17 protein-coding genes, 1 rRNA gene and 2 pseudogenes are annotated in these 22,116 nt (G+C 55.9%); 15 read left to right on the top strand and 5 right to left on the bottom strand.

The annotated features are described in order from the left end of the window. Nucleotides 1-454 precede the first annotated feature (454 nt). From RYC17_RS20975 to RYC17_RS20960, 4 genes are all read left to right on the top strand, one after another. On the top strand, nucleotides 455-1,003 hold the full coding sequence (locus tag RYC17_RS20975) for a hypothetical protein (RefSeq protein WP_122281618.1): 549 nt from the start codon (nucleotides 455-457) through the stop codon (nucleotides 1,001-1,003). 198 nt (nucleotides 1,004-1,201) lie between these two features. After that, complete coding sequence (locus RYC17_RS20970; RefSeq protein WP_316904341.1) at nucleotides 1,202-2,257, top strand: hypothetical protein; 1,056 nt, start codon at nucleotides 1,202-1,204, stop codon at nucleotides 2,255-2,257. Between the two features lie 82 nt (nucleotides 2,258-2,339). After that, nucleotides 2,340-3,050: a hypothetical protein gene (locus RYC17_RS20965; RefSeq protein ID WP_316904339.1), complete on the top strand. Its 711-nt coding sequence runs from the start codon at nucleotides 2,340-2,342 to the stop codon at nucleotides 3,048-3,050. Nucleotides 3,051-3,113: 63 nt separating this feature from the next. Next, a complete protein-coding gene (locus RYC17_RS20960) occupies nucleotides 3,114-3,665 on the top strand; it encodes a hypothetical protein (RefSeq protein ID WP_122281620.1) in 552 nt (183 codons plus the stop codon). A gap of 292 nt (nucleotides 3,666-3,957) precedes the next feature. Here the strand turns inward: RYC17_RS20960 and RYC17_RS20955 are convergent, their stop codons facing one another. The 3 genes from RYC17_RS20955 to RYC17_RS20945 form a co-directional block, all read right to left on the bottom strand. Continuing rightward, nucleotides 3,958-6,402, bottom strand: a complete 2,445-nt coding sequence (locus tag RYC17_RS20955) for a PEP-utilizing enzyme (RefSeq protein ID WP_316904336.1) — start codon at nucleotides 6,400-6,402, stop codon at nucleotides 3,958-3,960. Next, nucleotides 6,395-6,877, bottom strand: a complete 483-nt coding sequence (locus RYC17_RS20950; RefSeq protein WP_057401981.1) for a hypothetical protein — start codon at nucleotides 6,875-6,877, stop codon at nucleotides 6,395-6,397. The genes RYC17_RS20955 and RYC17_RS20950 overlap by 8 nt, the downstream gene beginning before the upstream one ends. Before the next feature lie 182 nt (nucleotides 6,878-7,059). After that, complete coding sequence (locus RYC17_RS20945; RefSeq protein ID WP_058400007.1) at nucleotides 7,060-7,392, bottom strand: hypothetical protein; 333 nt, start codon at nucleotides 7,390-7,392, stop codon at nucleotides 7,060-7,062. A gap of 152 nt (nucleotides 7,393-7,544) precedes the next feature. On the opposite strand from RYC17_RS20945, the gene RYC17_RS20940 reads away from it, so the two are divergent. The 4 genes and pseudogenes from RYC17_RS20940 to RYC17_RS27085 form a co-directional block, all read left to right on the top strand. Beyond that, nucleotides 7,545-7,781 carry an acyl carrier protein gene (locus tag RYC17_RS20940; protein ID WP_058400006.1) on the top strand — a complete coding sequence of 79 codons (237 nt, stop codon included), beginning with the start codon at nucleotides 7,545-7,547 and terminating at the stop codon, nucleotides 7,779-7,781. Nucleotides 7,782-7,953: 172 nt separating this feature from the next. Next, on the top strand, nucleotides 7,954-8,754 hold the full coding sequence (locus RYC17_RS20935) for a mechanosensitive ion channel family protein (RefSeq protein ID WP_219170633.1): 801 nt from the start codon (nucleotides 7,954-7,956) through the stop codon (nucleotides 8,752-8,754). A 115-nt stretch (nucleotides 8,755-8,869) separates the two neighbouring features. Then, nucleotides 8,870-9,976: pseudogene (locus RYC17_RS27090) on the top strand (FIST signal transduction protein); the annotation flags it as partial. A 555-nt stretch (nucleotides 9,977-10,531) separates the two neighbouring features. After that, a pseudogene (locus RYC17_RS27085) lies at nucleotides 10,532-10,888 on the top strand (methyl-accepting chemotaxis protein); the annotation flags it as partial. A gap of 63 nt (nucleotides 10,889-10,951) precedes the next feature. On the opposite strand, the gene RYC17_RS20925 reads toward RYC17_RS27085, so the two are convergent. Next, complete coding sequence (locus tag RYC17_RS20925; RefSeq protein ID WP_058400003.1) at nucleotides 10,952-12,433, bottom strand: YdgA family protein; 1,482 nt, start codon at nucleotides 12,431-12,433, stop codon at nucleotides 10,952-10,954. Between the two features lie 153 nt (nucleotides 12,434-12,586). Between RYC17_RS20925 and RYC17_RS20920 the strand changes: the two genes are divergently transcribed. The 7 genes from RYC17_RS20920 (at nucleotide 12,587) to RYC17_RS20890 (ending at nucleotide 21,881) form a co-directional block, all read left to right on the top strand. After that, complete coding sequence (locus RYC17_RS20920) at nucleotides 12,587-13,276, top strand: HAD-IA family hydrolase (RefSeq protein WP_316904331.1); 690 nt, start codon at nucleotides 12,587-12,589, stop codon at nucleotides 13,274-13,276. Between the two features lie 20 nt (nucleotides 13,277-13,296). Further along, the gene (locus RYC17_RS20915; RefSeq protein WP_316904329.1) at nucleotides 13,297-14,304 is read left to right on the top strand and encodes an aldo/keto reductase; all 1,008 of its coding nucleotides are present in this window, start codon (nucleotides 13,297-13,299) and stop codon (nucleotides 14,302-14,304) included. A 318-nt stretch (nucleotides 14,305-14,622) separates the two neighbouring features. Then, nucleotides 14,623-15,360 (top strand): GntR family transcriptional regulator, encoded by a 738-nt coding sequence (locus tag RYC17_RS20910; RefSeq protein ID WP_005734793.1) that lies wholly within the window; start codon nucleotides 14,623-14,625, stop codon nucleotides 15,358-15,360. A gap of 813 nt (nucleotides 15,361-16,173) precedes the next feature. After that, nucleotides 16,174-16,950: a DUF3050 domain-containing protein gene (locus RYC17_RS20905; protein ID WP_316904327.1), complete on the top strand. Its 777-nt coding sequence runs from the start codon at nucleotides 16,174-16,176 to the stop codon at nucleotides 16,948-16,950. Between the two features lie 42 nt (nucleotides 16,951-16,992). Then, nucleotides 16,993-17,940: a diiron oxygenase gene (locus RYC17_RS20900; RefSeq protein ID WP_316904325.1), complete on the top strand. Its 948-nt coding sequence runs from the start codon at nucleotides 16,993-16,995 to the stop codon at nucleotides 17,938-17,940. Further along, nucleotides 17,937-21,371 (top strand): non-ribosomal peptide synthetase, encoded by a 3,435-nt coding sequence (locus tag RYC17_RS20895; protein ID WP_316904323.1) that lies wholly within the window; start codon nucleotides 17,937-17,939, stop codon nucleotides 21,369-21,371. Before RYC17_RS20900 ends, RYC17_RS20895 begins: the two co-directional genes overlap by 4 nt. A 33-nt stretch (nucleotides 21,372-21,404) precedes the next feature. Then, nucleotides 21,405-21,881 carry an SRPBCC family protein gene (locus tag RYC17_RS20890; RefSeq protein WP_058400000.1) on the top strand — a complete coding sequence of 159 codons (477 nt, stop codon included), beginning with the start codon at nucleotides 21,405-21,407 and terminating at the stop codon, nucleotides 21,879-21,881. A 113-nt stretch (nucleotides 21,882-21,994) separates the two neighbouring features. Here the strand turns inward: RYC17_RS20890 and rrf are convergent. Next, nucleotides 21,995-22,110 (bottom strand): 5S ribosomal RNA (rrf, locus tag RYC17_RS20885). Nucleotides 22,111-22,116: the final 6 nt, after the last annotated feature.

Genomic DNA, 22,116 nt, shown 5'->3' with positions numbered 1-22,116 from the left:
GCGAAAGTGGCTATTTCTATAATAAAGACACTGGAGAGGTACTTAGTGTATCTTTGGGAGATGAGCTCTTGGATTTCAAACAAGGAAGATTGAGACCGCAATGGGCAAACTTTAACGATTTTTTGGAGTACTATTTTGAATAGACCTGATCGCTTAATGATTAATGCTGCATAAATAAAATATTTTTGCGATATTAGCTTAGGCTCATATCATTCATATTAAATACAGCTATAGATGGCATTAAAAAAACAGAATAGGCAATTTTATATTTTCGATAGGGCATCTGGCTTTTTTGCTGCTAGCATTTGCCCTAATAAAATAAGGTTGATTGAGGATGCAAAACTATAATTAGCCTACAAAGGAATGAAAAGCCCGAACAGAAACAATTACTTGACTGCAGCGAATGAGTTCGTGCAAAAGCAGCAGGTGCAAAACTTAAAACCGGAGCATCGGGATGTTGAAAAGCATAAAGTGGTCAGAAGACGCAGTACTCGTTGTCAAGGTCGACGATGTTACATATACATTAGCCCAAATGAGAAAAAATGGACTGATGGAGTTTTTTGATGTGTTTAGGTCAAATGACAACTGGGAAGACGTTGACCTTAACAAGTGCAAGTTACTATTTTGTATTTTTGTAGCTGAGAAACGTATAAAGAACATATTCGTAAGGACCCTCAATGATAATGAGGTTATAAAAAACTCTAGACCTATAATAAAAGAAATGCTTTCTTTTGAGTGGGTCTCAGAAAATGTTTACACATCAAATCTTATAGAGTTGAGTGATAGTTATTCCAGCGTTGGCGGACGAGTGATCAAGACTGCTCTTTCAGACAAAAGCGATATTGAAACTATTAACGCACATGAATTTTGTGGCGTTTTCGGGGATCCTAAAAAGCTCCTAGATAGGATTAAGTTTTTTAAGGATACGGGGATAAACTGGGATGAACAAAAAAAGTTTATTTATCCGTCCATAGAAAGACCCACTGGATTCCCTATAGAGTAGCTTCTAGGACTAAATATGAATTCACTTCAGCTGGAATCTTTAAGACTGAAGCTTTCAGACACGCTCCCATTCACCGCCGCTACGAATACGACCCGGCTGGCGAACTAAGCCGCACCCTTCACAAACTGAGCGGCTATGCCAGCTTTTTCCTATCTGTTGGACCCGGAAAAGTCTGGAGATTATTAGTAGAGGTACGTGATGTCTACACTAACGATAGTTATTGAAGAACAGCCAATCAGACCTGCCACGCTTGTCAAGCTTCATAGATTCTTATCACTGCCTGTGCAGACCATTAAAAGCTTTTGCGACTGCGTTCATCCAGTTCTAGAAATTGAGCTCTTCGACGGGGACCTTCAAGAAACGTCAAAACTCGTACGTGTTGTGTTAAAAATAATTTATGAAGAACAAGTGCCAGCAAAATTTTATGAAATACCTTATGATGAACACTATACGAGCTACAAACACCTTGAAAACTGTGAGGTGACTGCTGATCTCGTCAGTAGTATTCTTGATGTTGCGGGTGAAGAGTTCGAGCGACAACGTAGTAGTCAAATCCAAGAGGGATACTGGGTGATAAACGCCACTGCAATCATTGAAGCAACGAAGGCAGCGTTCGCAGGAAGAGATATTTACTTCTCACCTGTTCAACTGCCGCCTGGCATGGAGATTCGTAGTGAGTGGCAAAATTTTGGAATCGCTTCATCAATAACGCCCTCATTTCCTCTTGCCTGGCAAACATTTTCTGATGAGTTACCGTGGGTAACGTCATTACTGGACAAGTGTTTGCTTGGCACCGCTATTCTGGTCGGCTCATCCATAGAGCTGTTATATATATTTCATGACAATAATGGCCTCTACTATTACATAGGAGGCGCGCCGTTGAGCAGGTCTGACAATGCGTTGATCTTTGGAGGGCGCATAGCGGATTTTTATTACACTATTCATAACGGCTTCACTTTTTACCCTGCTCAATCGATGGGCCCACAAAAAATAGAGGATTGTGTATTTGTCTCTGATTTGATAGACGAGCACGACACTGATTTCGCGGCAAAATGGCTGGCAGTATTTTCAAATGGCGGCAGTGACTATCTTGCTGTAGATACAATTAATGCAGCTAATGACAACGGCTTGATATGGTGGCATGAGCAGCCGCTGGAGCCTGAATCAGGTGTGGTTTTTTTCGAAATAATGGATACGTGGATGTCTATATTTCTTGAAGATACCAAACAGCGTGGCGACATATTTGAAATATGACTTTTTCATCTCAAGCTAGTAATTTTGATTATACCTCAGCCTGCACAATAAAATTTCCGCCTTGAAAATCCGAGTTAATCATATGATCGAACCACAACCCATCGCAATAAAAAAGGGACTTTACGGGTCTTTCTTCCTGATTGCCTTATTTGGCACAATGTCGACGTTTAAATCTGATTTTTTCTGGCTGGTATGCCTCGGCCTCTTTACCCTGCTCATGAGAGCAATATATTTGATTTACCTGAGCGAAAGCTTCACTGCAATCGCAGTTCATTCTTTCGCAGGCCTTTTCTCTTCATTTCTACTCATGAATGCAAGCGTTATTTATCTTATAGCAAAATCTGAATACGGCACTTCAACGACAGATGCTTTATCGTGGGCGATGATTCCGGTCTTACTGATGCTCGTTTCTTTTTTATTTATTTACTTCACAAAACCGAGATCAGGTCAGCTGTCTTTTGAGACCAGGGATAACAAGGTCTATATGGTGCACGGTTATGTCAGCACGAGAAACGGAAACTTACTGAGCGGAGGCGTCATTGTGGCCGGAATCGCTGCAATGATCGTGTGGCATATACAACTGATCATTATGGTCAGTATCTGGATAGCACTGATCAATCTTTACCTTCTTTACTGGAACAGGGACGCCATCCGACTACTGAAAAAAATCCTGGCGCTGGAAAAGAAGCACAATCGGTCTTACACGTTCGAGTACATCGAACAGCTTCGTGAAGCACGCAGTCGCTGGTGGCTGGGTAGGTTTTTGAAATGGGTAATATCACTCAGTAAATGAAGTCAGGTAGCAGACCATCAGCGAAGAAGGCAACTAACCGCAACACACAACCAAGGAAGAAAAATGGGTAAACAATCTCGCAGCAAGCGGGCCTCGCCGGAGCCTATGGTGATTTACCGCAGCCACGTTGCCGCTTTCCGCTCTCGTTATCTGCTGTCCTTTCTGACTCCGATCTTCATGGGCATATTTTCCCTCGCCATTACCGCAGGCACGGTGGTCGATGCGTACTTTCCAAATGAGCCGGAGAGAACCGGCCAGTCGATGATGCTCATGATGGGCGTATCACTGGTTTTGAGTTTCGGCGGCATCATGATGAGTCGCGGGCATGCCTGTGGAATGTGGATATTGTCGGCCATTCTGGTGAGCTGCTTTTTCGCGGTGCTGCCCACTGCCCCTGCGCACTGGCGGCGTTTTGAATTGATGTTTTACATGCTGGGGCTGCTTTTCCCGTTGCTGGGCCTTTTATCGCTCAACAGCAAGCGCGGCCGGGAGTTGCGCATGCAATGGAGGATTATTCGATCCGAACGCAAGGAGACGCGTCAGGAGATGCGGCGGCGCAGGGATCTCGAGGTGCATCGTGAAAGCCTGCGCAAGAGAAAAGCACTGCGCAAATAGCCCAGGCTCAACGAGGACTTTCTCGCGCCCAACAAAAAACCCGCCGAAGCGGGTTTTTCCAAGACCATCCCGACTCCCTGTCGGCTGCCTCCTAGGCGATGGTCGATCATCCTTGATCCTGGTGAACTCCTGCTCACCACTTGATGGATCCAATCTTACGGAGGACGGACCAGGTCGGAAATGGCCAAACCCCTCCACCGCGTGTAAGCCTTTCGCTATACCTCGGCGAAGCACAACCTTACCTTTCAATGAGCGTGCGGGTTCGCTGTGGATAAGTCACCCTCAGGCTTTATCACTGCCCCTCAACCAGCAGCAATTCCCCATCCCTATACCGCACCTCCTTGCCCAGCCACGCCATATCAACATTCGGCAGCACCGCCGAAGGCTTGCGCAGTTCGCGCAGCAACGTAGACCCGTGGGAAAGACGCCCGCCCATGCGCGCGATCACGGCGCGGGCGTTCTGGTAGTGCGCGTGGCGTCCGGGGTCGAGGGTGTCTTCCAGCAGGATGTCGTCGCCCAGAATGCCTTGAACCTGCCCCGGATAGATCATGAAACCGGTGGCCTGCTCGGTGCCTTCTCGACCGTCCTGCCAGAAGCTGCCTGCGCGGCTGCGAATGTCTGGATGAGGCGCAAACCAGTGTGCCCTGTCGGCGCTGGGCATGGCGTGATGCAGGCGGAAGAACAGGCGCATCAGGTTGTCGCGATACCACTCGCGCACTTGCAGGTAGTAGCCGCGCATGCCCGGCAGGCCCGCGCGGTGAGCGACGCGAATGATACCCGGCCAGGTCGGAAAGGCCTGTAGCGGCAGGTCGGTCTGTGCTGGGCGTGGCGTAGCGGGGTCGGTTTCCCAGGGTAGCCGGTGCGGGCAGTGTTCAAGGTCGTCGTAAGCGGTTGGCGGACGTCCCAGCAGATCACCGCCGCTGCTGGCCAGCGAGGTGGCGATGCACAGGTTACCTTGCACGACGAACACGTAGAAACGCGTGAACCAATCAGCCGATTGCTGGCCGTCAGCCCCTTGGGCCGTCAAGGCATGCAGCTCTCGGTCGAAACGGTGCAGTTGCTTTTCCAGGGTCAGCAGGTGGCCGCGCGCGATACGCTGCATGCGCAGGAATACCGGTAATGAGCGCAGCAGACGCAGCGGTCGCCAGGGCAGATGCGGGGTCGCGCCACCGACCTCATCGGCGTAACTGCTGGAGGCGATGCCCCAATCAGCCAGGCGTGCGAGAAACAGGTCGTTGTTGATGTAGGAAGCTGCGCCAAACAGTGCGGTAAATGGCTCGTTGTCCTGCAACACGCGTGAATCCCAACGCGCCATGATCGCCGGGATGCTGCCTGCGGCGCGGCGTTGTGCGTACTCGACCAGCCTGCTGGGCTGCGGCGGCAGGATCTCGGCGATGTTGGCCGCGGTCAGGTGTCGGCGCCAGCCGTAATCACTGATCGGGCGGTACTGCAAGAGCCACAGCTGGCGGCCATCCCACGCCCACTCGACATCGCCCGGCACGTAATGGAAAACGCGCAGCACGCCTTGCAGGAAGTCCCAGAGCATTTCTTGTGTCAAACCGTGGGATGGCGTGAAGCTGCCGCTGTTCCAGGCATCGCCGAGGCGGGAAATGATTGCTCGCTCCGGGCTTGCCTGACCGTCGGCCAGCGATTCCAGGTGCCCTTCGACCCACTCCAGCTCGACCGACAGGTGACGCGCAAACGCGATGCCGGAAAGCACCGGCGTGATGAACCGCTGCACCACGACTTCTTCGACGCCAGCGCCGTGCAGTTCTGCGATACGTGCAGGTACGTTTTGGGTGGGCTCGCGAAGGAAAGTGGTGCTCAGGCCAGCGTTGGCCGCATCGGCCTGATCCTCTCCGAAGCTGGACGAGCGCACCGCCCAGATAGCCTCCGGCTGGCTGGCCAGAAACGCGGGCAAGGCCGAGTCATCGCCCTGCGCCAACGACAGTGCTGCGGGCACCGGTTGCCCGGCGATGGCCGCCAGACGCAGACGGCCGCCTTTGGTGTGCGCAACGAAGCCGCGCTCGCCCGACTCCAGCCACTGCGCAAATTCGGCCGGCGCGTCGATCCACGGGTAGTGACCCCATCCCGGTTTCAGGCTGATGCTCAGGTCGGCACGCGCCAGAATGGCCGACCACGCTGCCGCCTGCTCGATACCCAGGACCTCGTCCTGATCGCCCCAGACCAGCTCTATCGGGTCTTGCACCCATTCCAGCAGCGGCAGCGCGGTGTCGGCGCGCACCAGATCCCAATACGGAACAAAGGCGCGGCAGCGGGCGTAGCCGGCCCCCATACGCTGGTAATGCGAGGCTGGCCAGGTCTGCCTGGAAAATTTGTGCGCAAACAGCGTGGGCTTGTTGGCCAGCAGCCAGTGAATGGTCTTGCGAATGGGCAGCGGCGACATCAGCGCAGGCAAACGCCGCTGCCACAGAAAAGCCCCCACCGGTGCCAGCAGCACGCTTCTGCAGAAGTGTCCGGGCTGGCGCTGCAAGGCATGCATGACCAGCAATGCATTGACGCCCACGGCGACGATGGCACTGCCCCTGACCGTCGCTGCCAATAGCGCATCGGCATAGGCGGCGAGGTCTTCGCAGGGTGGCTGGGGATTGTTGCCGAAGCCTGGCAGTTCCAGCGGTACAACCCGATGCTGCTGAAAATGCGGCAGCACATCATCCCACCATTCGGCACTGCTGCCGTTGCCCGCCAGCAGGTACAGAAGGGGCAAGTCAGACATCACGGGGCTCCTTCAACGCGCTGGCAGCAGAAGTACGGCGATCATGGCGATACAGCCAGAATAACGGCGGCAGCAATGCCAGCAGCGCCGCCAGATCAAGCCACACATGCGACCAGACACCCCCGCGCACGGAAATCGCTATGTCCTGAGGAGCCCAAAGCAGCAGGCCTGCAATCAGCCAGCCCCAAGGCATGGCGCTTTTCAGACGATTGCCCAAATGCACAAGCGCCAGCATGTATACGGAATAGGTTTGCAAGGTGGCGCCAAACAGCGCCATCCACCAGACCTGTTGCGCGCGAGCAGCGGCGGGAACCGCATCGGTCCAGAAGGCCTGCTCAAGCGTAGTCAGGTAGCCGTCGAGCAAGCCGGAAAAACCCGCCCAGGTGAACACGATACTGCCCAGCACGTGCGCGACTGCGACGGCATACAACCAGATCACCAGCGTGCGGCGCAGCGTGGTAGAAGGGAGCGGCATTGCAGGTCCTTGGTTCGTCCTCGTGAGGTGGCGAGTGTAGCGATTTCGGGAGGGGCTTAATACTGACCGCCTTACCGCTTTTCCCGTTTTAGATTGAAGGGTTGCATGCCTATGCAGTACAAGGGCTGATCGTCAGCTGGAATGGCGTAACAGTAAGAACATCGTAAATAGTCATGCCCTTTTCAACCATGGACAACCCGATATTGGCCCGGCGCTGTCCAGACGACTGTCAAGAAAGGTCCGCTCAGCAGTCCCTTGTCCCTCATGTATTCAAATACCTGCGCAGGGCACCACTCTCGACCGCCAGAAAAGGCGATACCTTCCAGGCGCAATGCATCGAATACTCTTGCCTTGTGCTGCTCGTCCATGACACCCAGCACATGGATACCCGGCTCACCGGCGGCCACAAATCCAAGCCTGAGCAGCGTCTGGTAATGGCTCTGGTCGACCGACTCAAGACGGACCAGGTCGGCGTCAGCGCTGCTCACATACCCCTTGAGTTCTTTAAACGTCACGAGTCACCCTCTTTCGGCGTTTGGCTATTGAGGTTCAAGCCTATGCTGAATTAATCCCGAATACCTGCTATTTCTGACAGTAGACAGCGTTTTTGAGGTGGACTAACGTTCTTTTAAATGGCTGTAAATCTACATGCAAGGAGCGCGTGATCATGAGCGACACTGAAGCAAAAGTGATAGCAATTTTGTCCGAGAAACTTGGCCTATCAGAATCAAGAATAAAACCGACAGACAGGTTAGTCGAAGACTTAAATTCGGACGACTTGGATTCCGCAGAAGCCGTTATGGCTATACAAGACGAGTTTGGGTTCATGATTCTGGACAAAGACTTTCTCGAACTGAAAACTGTACAAGACATCGTTGACTACGTATCAAAAAACAAAAAATAAACTCAACGTACGCTGGTTACTGCCTATCACCGAGTCGGCGACCAGCGCCACTTGAAGGCTCTTTGCCTCCAGTCAAAACTACCAGTAGCCACCGCCCTGCTTTGCCCTTCAATGTACGGCTCCGCCCCGCAGGCCATCTGCCGGGCGAGCCCTGCGGTCGGGAGTTGCGGTGATGGATGCGCTGAATGTCATCAATATCGGCACTGACGGAATCAACTCGTTGTTCAATATCGTTCTGCAGTACGGAACAACTGTCGTTTTGAGGCTGGTGATCGCAGCCTTGTTGTGGATAGTGGGTCGCTGGCTGATCGGCGTGCTGGTGAGGATGGCGCAGCGTTCGCTGACGCGGCAGCGGTTTGATCCGACGGTTCTGCGCTATGTCGGCTCGTTCATCACGGTGACGCTGAATATCATTCTGGTGATCGCCATCTTGAGCTATTGCGGCATCGAGACCACCAGCTTTGCGGCATTGCTGGCGGCCGTGGCGCTGGCGATCGGCATGGCGTGGTCGGGTTTGCTGGCCAATCTGGCGGCAGGTGGTTTCATCATCGTGCTGCGGCCCTTCAAGGTCGGCGATATGACTTCGGCTGCGGGTGTGACCGGGACAGTGGTCGAGATCGGACTGTTCGTCACGTCGATCAACACCTCGGAAAACGTGTTGAATCTGGTGGGCAACAACAAGATCTTCTCTGACACGATCATCAATTTTTCCAGCAATGATTTCCGCAGCGTCGAACTGACCGCAATATTGCCAGGCACTGCCGACGAGCAGGCGATCATTCCGCGCCTCAAGGATCAAATCGCCCGCCTCCCCAATGTACTGAGCAGCCCCGCGGTCGATGTGCATCTGTCCTCTACGACAGCCGATTCCATCACCCTGTCAGTACGGCCCTATTGCCACAATAATCACTATGATTCGGTGCATCGCCAGACGCTTGCCCTGATCAGAGCGTTGATGCTGAACATGTCCTGAGCGGCACGCATAGGCAAAATTCATCGCCCACCGGCTAACCTGAACCCGTCAGCAGCCGATTAAAAGACCTCGGCCTTTTTTACGGCCCCTGCCTTTTACTCTTACGGATTCAACCATGAGCTTTCTATCTCGTTTTCGGGCCGGCACTTCGCGGACCGGAGGCGTACTCAGTGTCATTACGTCCGCGCGGGAATTGAACGACACGCTGTTGGCGTTAAGTTTTGACCCGGTCTACCTGACAGGCTTCGTTTCACCTCACGTCGACTTCGGTCAGGTTGCCCAGTCTGTCGCGGCACGCTTTCCCAACGCCAAGATCAGCCTGTGCACAACATCCGGCGAACTGTGCTCCAGCAATGATTCGCTGTATTGCGCGGCGGGTAATCAGTGGGACCGGATCGTGCTGGCGCTGTTCGACTCAAGCGTTATCCAGAGTGCCGAGGTGGTGCATATTCCCCTGCACAGCGAAGATATTCGCGGCACGGGCAAGCGACTGTCCATGCGTGAGCGCATTGCGCGGCTAACCGACTCGATCAAGCGCACTCAGGTCAGCACGCCTATCGACCACAGGGATACGCTGGCCTACGTCACCTTTGACGGCCTTTCGGCCTCGGAGTCGTTTTTCATGGAAGCGCTCTACGAGTCAGGGCGTTTCCCATGCCTGTTCGTGGGTGGCTCTGCAGGCGGCAAAAGCGACTTCAAAAAGACGCTGATTCACGACGGTAAACGCAGCTACGAGAACCATGCTCAGGTCGTGTTCCTCAAGAGCGCAAAGAATGTGCGCTTTGGCGTCTTCAAGAGCCAGAACTTCGAGCCAACGCCACTGAGCCTGAGTGTCCTGACCGCCTCGCTGGAAGAGCGCTACATCAGCCAGGTGGTCAATTCCAGAGGCGAGATTGCCACGATGGTTGCAGCGCTGTGTGATGCGCTGAAGTGCGAGCGGCATGAGCTGGAAGGCAAGCTGGCGCAGTACTCGTTCGCCATCCGGGTAGGCGAAGAGCTGTTCGTGCGCTCGATTGCGCGCATCGATTATGAAAGCGAGCGGGTTCATCTGTTCTGCGACGTGGCACCCGGCGAAGAACTGGTGATGGTCAAACGGACGTCGATGATCGACACCACGCGCAAGGACTTCACGCGCTTTCTACAGGGCAAGTCCGGCAAGCCGCTGCTCGGTCTGTTGAGCGACTGCATTCTGCGTCGTCTGAACAACGGCAGTGAATTGGGCCGCATGAATGATGTGTTCGGCGAGACGCCAGTGGTGGGCTTCTCGACCTTCGGCGAGATTCTGGGTTTGAACCTCAACCAGACCCTCACCGCAGTGTTCTTTTTCAAGGTGCCGGAAGGTCAGCCGTTCCGCGACGATTACATCGATAACTTCATTGCCTATTACGGCGAATTCAAGGCGTTCTTCCTGCGTCGGCAGATCAAGAAGCTGGCCGGTTTGAGCCATGTGGTGGTCAAGCAGATCGACCAGTTCAAGCAGCGTAACTTTGTGCAAACCATTGACCCGAGTGGTCTGGACGAGCAGATCCGCCCGGTGTTCGGCGGCCTGAGCGATCTGGGCGATGTACTGGTCAAGGCTCATCAGGATCAGGAAGAAATCGCCGATCAGTTGCGCCACTACTCAGGCGAGCTGCATGTTTCGATGGATGAACTGTCCCAGACCATCACGCAGCAGGAAACGGTCATCGACAAGGCGGGTAATACCGTCAAGAGCCTGGTCAGCCAGGCCGACGAGGTAGTGCTTGGCTCTCGGGAGCTGGCCAAGTCCAGCCTGCGCATCCAGTCAGTCGTGCAGATGATTCAGCAGATCGCCGGGCAGACCAATCTGTTGGCGCTGAACGCCGCCATCGAGGCAGCTCGGGCCGGCGAAATGGGCCGTGGCTTTGCAGTGGTCGCCGATGAAGTGCGTCAGCTGGCGCAGAAAACCACGCAAAACGCGAATGACATCGGCACGGATATCGAGCGTCTGGCCGAGGAGATTCGCAAGGTTGCGCAGCATATCGAAGAGCAATCCCTGGAAGTCGGCACGCTCACCAGCCTGCTGGCGGAGCTGGAAGGCTCCAGCGACATGACGGCGGGCACCTCGCAACGTACCCGGCAACTGGCGGATACCCTGCGCGGGCTGACTCGGTAGCAGGGCCTCTGCTGTCAGGACGGTAGATTGCCCGCCCTGACAGCAGACCGTGTTGCAGGCGGCTTACTGGTTGCCCAGCACGCCGACCTTGCCCATCACGTTGCTCATGAATTGCTGCACGGTCATTTTCTGGCCATTGAAGTCGACCATCTGGTTGGCATAACGCAGGTCGGAAACGATGTTGTCACCATCGACCTTGGCCAGTTGCATCATCTCCGCCATGGCGCTGGCCATGTCGCCAGCGGCCTTGGCCTGCTCGGCGATGACCTTGAGGTCGGTCTGGCCTTCACGAATGGCTTGCTGGGTAGCGAGATCGCGGATCATCGGCTTGGACAGGACAACCCTGGCGTTGACTTCGCCGAGGCCTTTCAAGAGCAGCGAATCGGAAGGCTGATCGAGCGGGCCTGGATCGGCCAGGTCCACCGCGATGCGCATGTGGCTTTCGCCGTTGCTGGTCTTGAGCGAGAGTTTTTCCAGTTCGATATGCGGCTTGGCGATCAGCAGCTTTTTCATCTGGGTGTTCATCAGCTCTTGATCAGCCGGGTTCAGCTCAAGACGAAACGGACGTTTCTCCAGCGCGGCCTGCTGCTGTTGAGGCAGGATCTTATCCTGATACAACTGATACAGCGCCTGAGTGGCCACCACATCGAAGTTGGCTATTTTGAAGCCCATGTGCGCTGAACCAACGTCCTTGCCTGCGTAGGAAATCATGCCGGCATCGTAGTTGATCTGGGCAGCCAGGTTACCGGCATCTTCCTGCGCCAGGTTGGTGTTGGTGAAGTCCTTGATCTGCACCGGCGGCTTGCCCACCACCTGAAAGCCCGCGCTCTGGATTTTCATGTTGGTGTGGCCCAGATAGAAACCGGACTTGCCTTTGGTGCCGCCCGTGTCAAAGGTCATGCCTTTGACGTCGATGCTGACCGGGCCGTCAGGTGACGCAACGTTGAGCTGCAGGTTTTCCATGTTGCCAGCCAGGCTGAATTTTTCGGCATCGGCGGACGACTCGGCATTCAGGTCGAGCCCGGAAAACCTGAACGTACCGTCGACGTCGGTCATTTCCAGCGGGGCCATCTGCAGCGTGCCTTTGGTGGCGCGGTCATAGCCGATGCTGGCCTGCCCCTTGAGCGGTGGAACGTCCTTGCTCATGGCGAACCACTTTTCGGCGCTAGGGCTTTTCTCCATCTGAAAATTGCTCAGGGCCATGACGGGCAGCAGGTTCAGGGTCTTGAGGTGCGACAACGGAATGGGCCCGTGCTCGATCTGGTCGACAAACAGGAACTGGCCGCCCTGGGTGCTATCGGACAGGTTCTGGATGTCCACGCGATAGTGCGCCGTGCTGCTGAAGAAGTGCTTTTCCAGCGAGAGCATTTCCAGTTTGACGCTGGTGTCGGTGCCCTTGAACGACTTCACGAGTTCCTGGTTGGCCTTGCTGATGGAGTCGGTCAGCGCGCCTTCCAGTTGATTGCCCGTGTACCAGGCACCCGCCGTAACCAGTGCGCCCGCTACGACGATGACGCCAATCGCTATACCTGCTGATTTATTCATAGTGACGTGAAGATATCCGTTCTGATGATGGGAAAGTCGTACCGGGACTGGCAGCACAGTTGAAAACCGCGAAAGATTATCAGAAACACAGGGTAGCCACGGTATTCACGGAAACGTTAGGCTGAAACGAATTTGAGAACGGGATGTGATCACATGAGCGAGCAACACACCGAACGAGGCCCGATCAAGGCCGTCATTTTCGACATGGATGGCCTGTTGCTGGACACCGAGGGGGTTTATACCGAAGTCACCCACTTGATCGCCAGCCGCCACGGGCGCACCTTCGACTGGTCCATCAAACAGCACACCATTGGCCGCGGTGCCCGGGATTTCTCGGATTACGTGATCAAGACGCTTGAATTGCCGATGTCGATCGACGAGTTTCTCGAAACCCGTGAACCGATGCTCGAAGAGCGTTTTCCCAAAGCGCCGGCAATGCCCGGAGCCGAGGCGCTGGTCAGGCATCTGGCAGCCCACAATATTCCCATCGCCGTGGGCACCAGCTCGTCGGTGCATTACTTCGAGGCCAAGACAACGCTGCACCGCGCGTGGTTCGAGCTGTTCGATACCGTCGTGACCGCAGACGACCCGGAAGTCGGCGCTGCCAAACCGGCCCCGGACATCTTTCTGGTCGCCGCCCGCCGCCTTGGCGTCTCGCCAAGTGATTGCCTGGTCTTCGAAGACTCGCCGTTCGGTGTGACGGCCGCCAAGGCCGCGGGCATGTACGCTGTTGCCGTACCGGACTCGCATATGCCGGTCGAGCAATACGAGCATGCAGACCTGCTGCTTGCCTCGCTGGCCGACTTCCCGCTCAAGGCGTGGGGGCTGCCTGAACTCTTCTGAATGACATGGAGATGTTGAGCATGAATTATCGAACCCTCGGCCAGTCCGGCCTCAAGGTTTCCACCCTGACACTCGGCTCGATGATGTTCGGCGAGCAGACCGGTGCCGAAGAGTCCCTGCGCATCATCGACAAGGCCAGGGATCAGGGCATCAATTTCATCGACACGGCGGATGTCTACAACGGTGGGCGCTCGGAAGAAATCGTTGGCCGGGCCATCGCCGCCCAACGCAGTGACTGGGTGCTGGCCACCAAGGTCGCCATCGGGCCAGCCGACGGCGTGCCCAATCGCGCCGGTCTGAACCGCAAGCACCTCTTCAATGCCATCGAGAACAGCCTGCGGCGTCTGGACACCGACTATGTGGATATCTACTACCTGCACAAGGAAGATCAGGACACACCACTTGAAGTGACCGTCTCGGCCATTGGTGATCTGATCCGTCAGGGCAAGATCCGCTACTGGGGTGTGTCGAACTTTCGCGGCTGGCGAATCGCTGAAATCGTCAACGTCGCGCAGCGCCTGGGCGTAGACAAGCCGGTCATCAGCCAGCCGCTGTACAACATCGTCAACCGTCAGGCCGAAGTCGAGCAGATCACCGCAGCGGCGTATCACGGCTTGGGTGTGGTGCCTTTCAGCCCGCTCGCACGCGGGGTGCTCAGCGGTAAATACGCCCCGGACATCGCCCCCGACAGTGAAAGCCGGGCCGGGCGTCAGGACAAGCGGCTGCTGGAAACCGAATGGCGCGTGGAGTCGCTGCGTATTGCGCAGCGAATTCAAGAGTACGTGCAGGACAAGGGTGTAGGTATTGTCGAGTTCGCCATTGCCTGGGTGCTCAACAACCGCGCCGTGACCTCGGCAATCGTTGGTCCGAGGACCGAGCAGCAGTGGGACGGTTACACCAAGGCACTAACGGTTGATATTACCGCCGAGGATGAGGCATTTATCGATTCGCTGGTAACACCTGGGCATGCATCGACGCCCGGTTTCAATGATGTTCAGCACTTTGTGTCTGGCCGCCTGACTCGCTGAAGCGATTCCGCCTGCGGCTTTATGCCGCGAACGCCACTCTACTGCGCTCTGAAACGCCCGTTTCAGAGCGTTATTTCATAAAAACATAACGTGAAACTCCTGTTACCTACGAATGCCCACTCGGTACACGGAGCGAATGAGCGCTAAGATAGGCGCGTACTCATTGAGGCTCGCAGGGCTGAACCGCAACCCGGCACTTGCAGCAAAACATGATGATGCTTCTATTTTCGCGACTTACTGGCAAGTCTTGGCTAGTCTGTCGGCAATCCAGCGATTAATTGGACTTTATCCAGCCAAGGTTGATGAAGAAGTAGACCGATGCGCAAATCAGATAGAGAAGCCTTTCTAAGCTCCGTACTGGGCAACGAGCAGCCTCCGGCGCACCTTGCCAGAACCGTGATTGAAGAAAAGCTGCGAAATGCCATTATCGATGGCAGTCTTCCCAGTGGCACGGCCCTGCGCCAACAGGAGCTGGCCACACTGTTTGGCGTCAGCCGCATGCCTGTGCGCGAAGCACTGCGCCAGCTCGAGGCGCAGTCGCTGTTGCGGGTCGAAACGCACAAGGGCGCAGTAGTCGCACCGTTGATTACCGAAGACGCCGTGGACGCTTATGCCTTGCGGATCCTTCTGGAGTCCGAGGCGTTGCGCTTGTCCATTCCGTTGCTGGACGCGGACGATCTGGCAGCGGCTGCAGGCTATATCGAGCAGCTTGAAGTCGAGACGGACTTCGGTCAGATCGGCAGGCTCAACCGGATGTTCCACTTGTCGTTGTATGCCAAGACTCACAACAAGCGCCTGATGCGCCTGGTTGAAGAAGGTCTGAACGAGGAAGAGCGCTTCTTGCGTTTCAATCTTTCCGCCATGGGGCTGGGCAAGCTTTCTCAGGATGACCATTGGCATCTGCTGCGGCTCGCCGAACAGAAAGCGGTCGAGCCATGTGTCGAAGCGCTGCAGCACCACCTCAACCGCGGCGTGCAGGCCGTCACCCAGTACCTGAGCAGCAACAAGGCCATCAACGCCAAACCGGCCCGTACAGCAAAGAAAACCCCCGCCTGAATCATTGAGACGGCTAATCCACCAGGCAATGGCATGACGCCTGCAGATTAGCCGCTCGCATTTCCCCCGCGCTTTCCCAACCTGCCTTCAACACCGGTCAGGCCCGACGCCTGGCATGGCGTTTTTATAGCTATTTTCCTGATCTGCCGGGTGGCCCGACACAGGAATCAGGCAAACTCGGGTGAGGCCCAGAGGACTCAACCTGAGGGTGTTCTCTGGCTACGGCTGAACTGTCCACGCAGCACCGGAGCAGTTCTGTGTTCATTTGAACCCAATGAACAAGGAGTTGTTGAACGGGGCAAACCGACATTGGAAGTCATTTCCAACATTGCCCATTAAAAAACCCAGGCACCTGATTATTCAGCATAACGGCAACGCTGAGTGAGGCATTCACTCATTATTGATAATTCTGACTCAATCAGTCGGAAGGGTTGCCTGCGTCCCTATAAAACATATTCCACGTGTTTTATATGGCAACTTACACGCCGCAAAAACAACAACTTAAATATTATTAAAAAAGAATTGCGCACTGCATTAAATTTGTTTTAAGTTTTCTTCGCCGTCAGCGTAATTGACGGCAGCCGGACGCAAAGCCGCAATCCATAAGGGCTACAGACCGGCAAGTTGAAGTTATGGACGCTCTTGAATGGCTATAACCGACGTGCAGTTGCGGCTAATTATCGCCCCTGCCTTCAGGCCTTTGTTCGCCTTGCATTCAGGTCTTTCATCACATTCATCCTGCACGGACGACACGTTAAAACTTCGAATAACTGTACTGCCACCTACCGCTACCATGACCATAGGGACATCACCATGCATTGTGAGAAAACGCTGCTCGACCAAAAGAAAGTTGAACTTAGCCGTCACCCGATTTTTGCCGAAATCACGACGTTGGGCGTATTGCGACGCTTTATGGAAACCCATGTATTCGCCGTCTGGGATTTCATGTCTCTGACCAAACGTCTGCAACAGGAACTGACCTGCACGCAACTGCCATGGCTGCCACCGGCCGATGCCTGCGCCGCCCGCCTGATCAACGAGATCGTGCTGGGGGAAGAGTCCGACGACCGATTGGATTCAGGTCATTACAGCCACTTCGAGCTGTACCTGGACGCCATGCGCGAGATTGGCGCGAGCACGTTACAGATCGAGCGTTTCATCCAGCTGCAGCAGCAGGGCCTGCATTACACAACGGCCCTGCAACGGGTCAACGCAGGCCAGGCCGCATCAGCATTCGTGACGCACACCCTCGACACCGCCCTTCATGCCCCCGCACACAGCGTTGCTGCGGCGTTTCTGCACGGGCGCGAAAGCGTCATCCCACAGATGTTCCAGAGCATCCTCGACGACTGGGGCATCACCGTCGAACAGGCACCCACCTTCCGTTACTACCTGGAGCGCCACATCGAAGTGGACTCCGAGGACCACGGCCCGGCAGCGGAGCAGTTGCTGGCCCGTCTGATTGGCGGCGACGCGCAGCGTGAACGAGAGGTGTATCAGGCGGCCATCGCAGCGGTGGAAAGCAGGGTCCGGCTATGGGACACGCTGCGCATGAGCATGCGCGCGCCATTGATGCAGGCCAGTGCGTAACACCCGCTCGCAACACCCTGAAGCCTTTACAAGGAAGACATCATGAAAGCAGAAGACTACACGTCGTTCATCGATGCGTGGGAAGGCCGCGCCACCATTCGTACTCGTCCGCGCAGAATGGTCGAGAACGATGAAAAACTGATCTACCCCCTCAGCCGTCAGCCGCTGGTGCTCAGTGACACGTTTACCCGCGAGTGCGCGCATTTGCGCGATTACGCACTGGTGCAGAGCCTCTATAAGTTCATCAACGATGTGGTGATCTTTGAAACCGAGATCGTCGACAAGACCGCACGCAGTATCGCCAAGGACAACTTCACGATTCGCTTCCCGTTTGCCTGCCGCTATGACGCGATGACGGTGGTGGTCGACGAGGACTATCACGCGCTGGTGGCGATGGACTTCATGCAACAGACCATCGCGCTGACGGGCATAGAGCCGATTCAGCTGCCTGACGAAATCGAACTCAGCCGGGCCATACCCGCCGCGCTGGCTCTGGCTCCGGAGCATCTGCGCAGTGCAGTTGAGCTCATCTGCGTGGCTATCGCGGAAAACACCGTGACCAATGACGTAGCGGCGTTCGCCAAGGACGACTCGGTCAAGCAATCGGTCAAGGGACTGATGGCAGACCATCTGCTGGATGAGGGACGTCATTCAGGATTCTGGGCGCGGCTGGTACGAATCTACTGGCACACCGCAGACGAGCAGGATCGGGAATCCATCGCGCGCATCCTGCCGGTGTTTATCGCTCAGTATTTGACCAATGACATACAGAACGGCTTCGATTTCACCCTGATCGAGCACTTGCAGGTGCCGGACACCATCAAGCAGGCGCTCAAGGATGAAACCAGGGCCGTGAGTTTCCCAGTCAACCGCCACCACCCACTGGTCGCCAATATCATGCGCTTCTTCAAGAGCAGCTTGATGCTGGACGACCCCTGTGTGCAGCGTGCGCTGGCGGACTACCTACCGGCTCAGGGGACGCTGCAATGAAGCGCCTGGAGATTGTGCTCATCGGTCACAGCCTGACCCTGAGCGATCTGAATGCCGAGCTGCTGGACCACGGCCATGGCGTGCGGCATCTGTCTGACCAGCAGGCGCTGTATGCGTTGACGATGCCTGACGGTTGCGTCCTGATCGAGGACGGCAGTCTGGACCTTCGCGGGGTACGAGGCCACGGCACTCATCTGGGCCTGCGGGTCGGCTTCAGCGCGGAGCTGGCGCACGGTCTGCCTCGCCTGGAGCTGCTCTGCTGGCATGGGCCGGCCAATGCTCGACGCCTGATAGCTCATGAGTGGCTGCCGGCCGAGGAGTCAGGCAACGGCCGGGTACTGCGAGATGCGGCTGTCGCAGGCATGGTGGAGCTGGTGGCGTTGCAGGTCAGTCGGTTGTCCAGGGACGATGATTATTTCAACAGTCTGCCTACTGCAACACCCGCTCAGAGTGACCGGCAGGATGGCTTGCAGGCGATGGATGATTTGCTCTTCGAGCATCGCCTGAATCAGACAGAACAACCACACCTGCTGAAGCGGGCTGAAACCTCGATCACCGAGCGGCTGGAACAGGCGCTGCTGATGTTTGCCGAACGCCCGGCACTGTCGGTTCGTAATCAGACGCTCAGCTATCGAGAACTGCACGCGCACAGCACCGCCATTCAGCGCCTGTTGGTGCCTTTGCTGGCGTCTGCGAAAGCTGACACGCCTCCGGTGATCGGCATCTGCCTGCCCAAGTCACCCGAGTTGTATGCGGGCATTCTGGCGATTCTGGGCTGCGGTGCGGTTTATCTGCCGCTTGATCCTGGCCAGCCTTTGCAGCGTCAGCAGTACATTCTGGAAAACTCGGGAGCGATGCTGTTGCTTCACGACGGCTCGCACCCACTGGCCGCTGCGGAGTTTCCGGCACTGGATATTGCTGCGGTGCCTATGGGGGATGCCGTTTCAGCCCGCATGCGCGTTCATGCCGCGCAGAACGCGCCCTGCATGGCGCTGTATACGTCAGGCACCACCGGGCAGCCGAAAGGCGTACTGCTCAGCCAGCACAACCTCAGCCATTTCACTGCCTGGTACGCCGAGTATGTGAGCCTGCGCGAGCAGAGCCGGGTGCTGCAGTTTTCTACGTTGAGCTTTGATTCGTCGATCATCGACATTTTTCCCACCTGGCTCAGTGGTGCCGAACTGGTGGTGCCTGATGAAGACCAGCGGCGTGATCCATTGCAACTGGTCAGCGTGCTGCAACAAGGCATCACTCACGCGTTTCTGCCACCGGCACTGTTGAGCATTCTGCCGCTGGATCAGCCTTTGGGGCTGGAGCATGTCATGACCGGGGGCGACGTCTGTGAGCCGCATGTGATTACGCAACTCACCAGGCAGTGTCATTTCCACAACCTGTATGGCCCTACCGAAGCCACCGTATTGGTCACAGCCTGTGAGTTCGGGCCGTCCAGTAGCAATCGGCATCTGGGACGACCGATTGCCAACAGCCAGGCTTGGATTCTCGACGAGCAATTGCAACCCGTAGCGGAGCAAACGCCGGGTGAGCTGTATATCGTCGGTCCTGGTGTTTGCCTGGGCTACGTAAACAATCCCCCGCTTACCGCCGAGCGCTATGTGTGGCTGACCAAGCCGGACGGGCAGCAACTGCGGGCCTATCGCACCGGCGATATCGCCAAGTGGACGGCTGATGGCATCCTACTGAGCGGACGCCGCGATAATCAGGTAAAGATTCGCGGCTTTCGGGTCGAGCCGGAAGAGATCGAGCATTGTTTGCGCGACAGCGGGCTGTATCGACAGGTGGCTGTGGTGATCGACGGGCAGCGACGCATTCTGGCGTTTCTCGCTCAACCGTATCGGGAGCATGACGAACAGGCGTTGAGAGCGCATGTGCAACGTCTGCTGCCTGACTACATGCATCCTGCTGTGTACACGACGCTGCCCAGTCTGCCGTTTGCCAGCAACGGCAAGGTCGATCGCAAGGCACTTCTGGAAATACCGCTGAGCTTCAGCGGGCAACGCATTGGTCGTCTGCCGCAGACCGAGCAGGAGCAAGCGCTGCTGGCGTTATGGGCCGAACTGCTGGGACTGCCGTCAGAAGATATCTCTACGGACGAAAGCTTTTTCAATCTGGGCGGTCATTCGATTCTGCTGTCACGTCTGTTGCTGGGGGTTCGTGAGCGGTTTGGGCGCAGCATTCCAATCAACCGTTTTATAGAAGCACCTACCGTCCTGACACTGGCCAGCCTGATCGACAGCGATGGTGCTTCGGCTTACACCATCAGTGCGCAGGCTCTATTGGATGCCGACGCGAATACCCCGCTGACGACTTTGCCCATCAGCCAGCTGGGTGATGTTCATAAAGTGATTGTTACCGGTGCCAACGGTTTTCTCGGTGTGCATATCGTTGAAGCGCTGTTGAACTGGGGGGCGACAGAGATCGCCTGCCTGGTTCGTGAAGCTGCGGGGCAAAGCGCACAACAGCGTTTCGAGCATTCACTGCGGGAAAACCGTCTGGATCATCTGGACCTGAGTCGCGTGAAAGTCTACGCCGCTGACGTGACCAGGCCCAGGCTGGGTCTCACTGAAGCGGTATATGAACGACTGGATAGCGAGTTCGGTGCGCTGGTGCATAACGCTGCCAATGTGAACCATGTGCAGGACTATGAAACCCTCGTCAAAGACAATGTTGCGCCGGTCTTTGAATGCCTGAAGCTGTGTGAGGGGCGCAGCAAAAAGATCTTCAACTTCGTCTCGACCCTTTCCGCCTGCAGTGCAGTCGATGCAGCCGGTAACGTGCTTGAACAGCCCGCTGCCGCTACCCCGCCGATCTACATCAAGAACGGTTACAACCTGTCCAAATGGGTAGCTGAGCGTGTTCTGCAGCGCGCGCGAGAGCAAGGTGCCTGGGTGAACATCTATCGGCCCGGCAACATCGCGTTCAACAGCGTCACCGGCGTGTGCCAGCCGCAAAAAAACCGCCTGATGCTGATGCTCAAAGGCTCGCTGCAACTGGGTCAGGTTCCGGCGTTCGCCATCAACTTCGACCTGATGCCGGTGGACTTCCTGGCACGCTTCATCGGCTTCCATGCCAGTCGTTATCAACCGGAACACGCCGTGTTCAACCTGCATAACCCCGAGCCCTTGAGCTGGAATAACTATGTGGACGCCTTCCGCGGGGCAGGCCGTCAGTTCGAGCTGGTCAGCGTCGAGCAATGGCAGGCCCAACTCGGCCGTGTTGACAGTCAGAACGCTTTGTTTGGTGTGCTGGGTTTCTATCTCGACGGGTTTGAAGAAGACATCGGCGACATCTCGATGATCGAGTACCGCAACACCCTCAGCGGCATTCACCGTATGGGCGAGCAATACCCGCAGAAAACCCCTGTGCTGTTGCACAAGGGCTGCGATTACCTGAAAGAAATCGGCTTCATCTGAATTGATACCCCACTGACGTAAATGGAGAAAGACATGAGCACACTTCACAGTAATCTGAAGCCCGACACCCTTATCCAGAATCCGGTGTCGTGCCGAGTGGCTTCAGCCGTGGAAGTACCCGGTAACGCAGCCAGCGTATGGGCTGTGGTGGGGAATTTTGGCGGTTTCCAAGCCTTCATACCCGCGCTGGACAGCATTGAAGTCACCGGGGAAGGGCCTGGCTCGGTTCGAAGGAAATTGTTCAAGGACGGTAACGTGGCCATCGAACAACTGAACTCCCGGGATGATCAGGCGCTGTACATGACCTGGTCACTGATCCACACCAGCTTACCGGTGAGTAACCTATGGGCGGCAATGACTGTTGAAGCTACCGGGGAAGGTGCGTGTGTGGCCCGTTGGACGATTGTTGCCGACCCTGTTCAGGGAGGTCCTGAAGGGGATGCATTTGAGGCGTTTCTTCAGGGGTTTGCTGACGGCGCGATGAGTAACGTACGCAGCCTTTTTGGCTGATTCACGCACCATCACTGAAGCCCGCTCAGCGCGAAAGCCTGCGCGGGCTTTTTTCGGGCTCCATAACGACAAAACCCCTCATCGCAAGAGCGATGAGGGGTTTCGGAATTCAATCTTGACGATGACCTACTCTCACATGGGGAAACCCCACACTACCTTCGGCGATACATCGTTTCACTACTGAGTTCGGGATGGGATCAGGTGGTTCCAATGTTCTATGGTCGTCAAGAAATTC

The organism is Pseudomonas syringae group sp. J248-6, assembly GCF_032586995.1.
Taxonomy (GTDB): Bacteria; Pseudomonadota; Gammaproteobacteria; order Pseudomonadales; family Pseudomonadaceae; genus Aquipseudomonas; species Aquipseudomonas amygdali.
The sequence above is the reverse complement of the archived record's forward strand: the minus strand, read 5'-3'. Positions and strand labels throughout refer to the sequence as shown.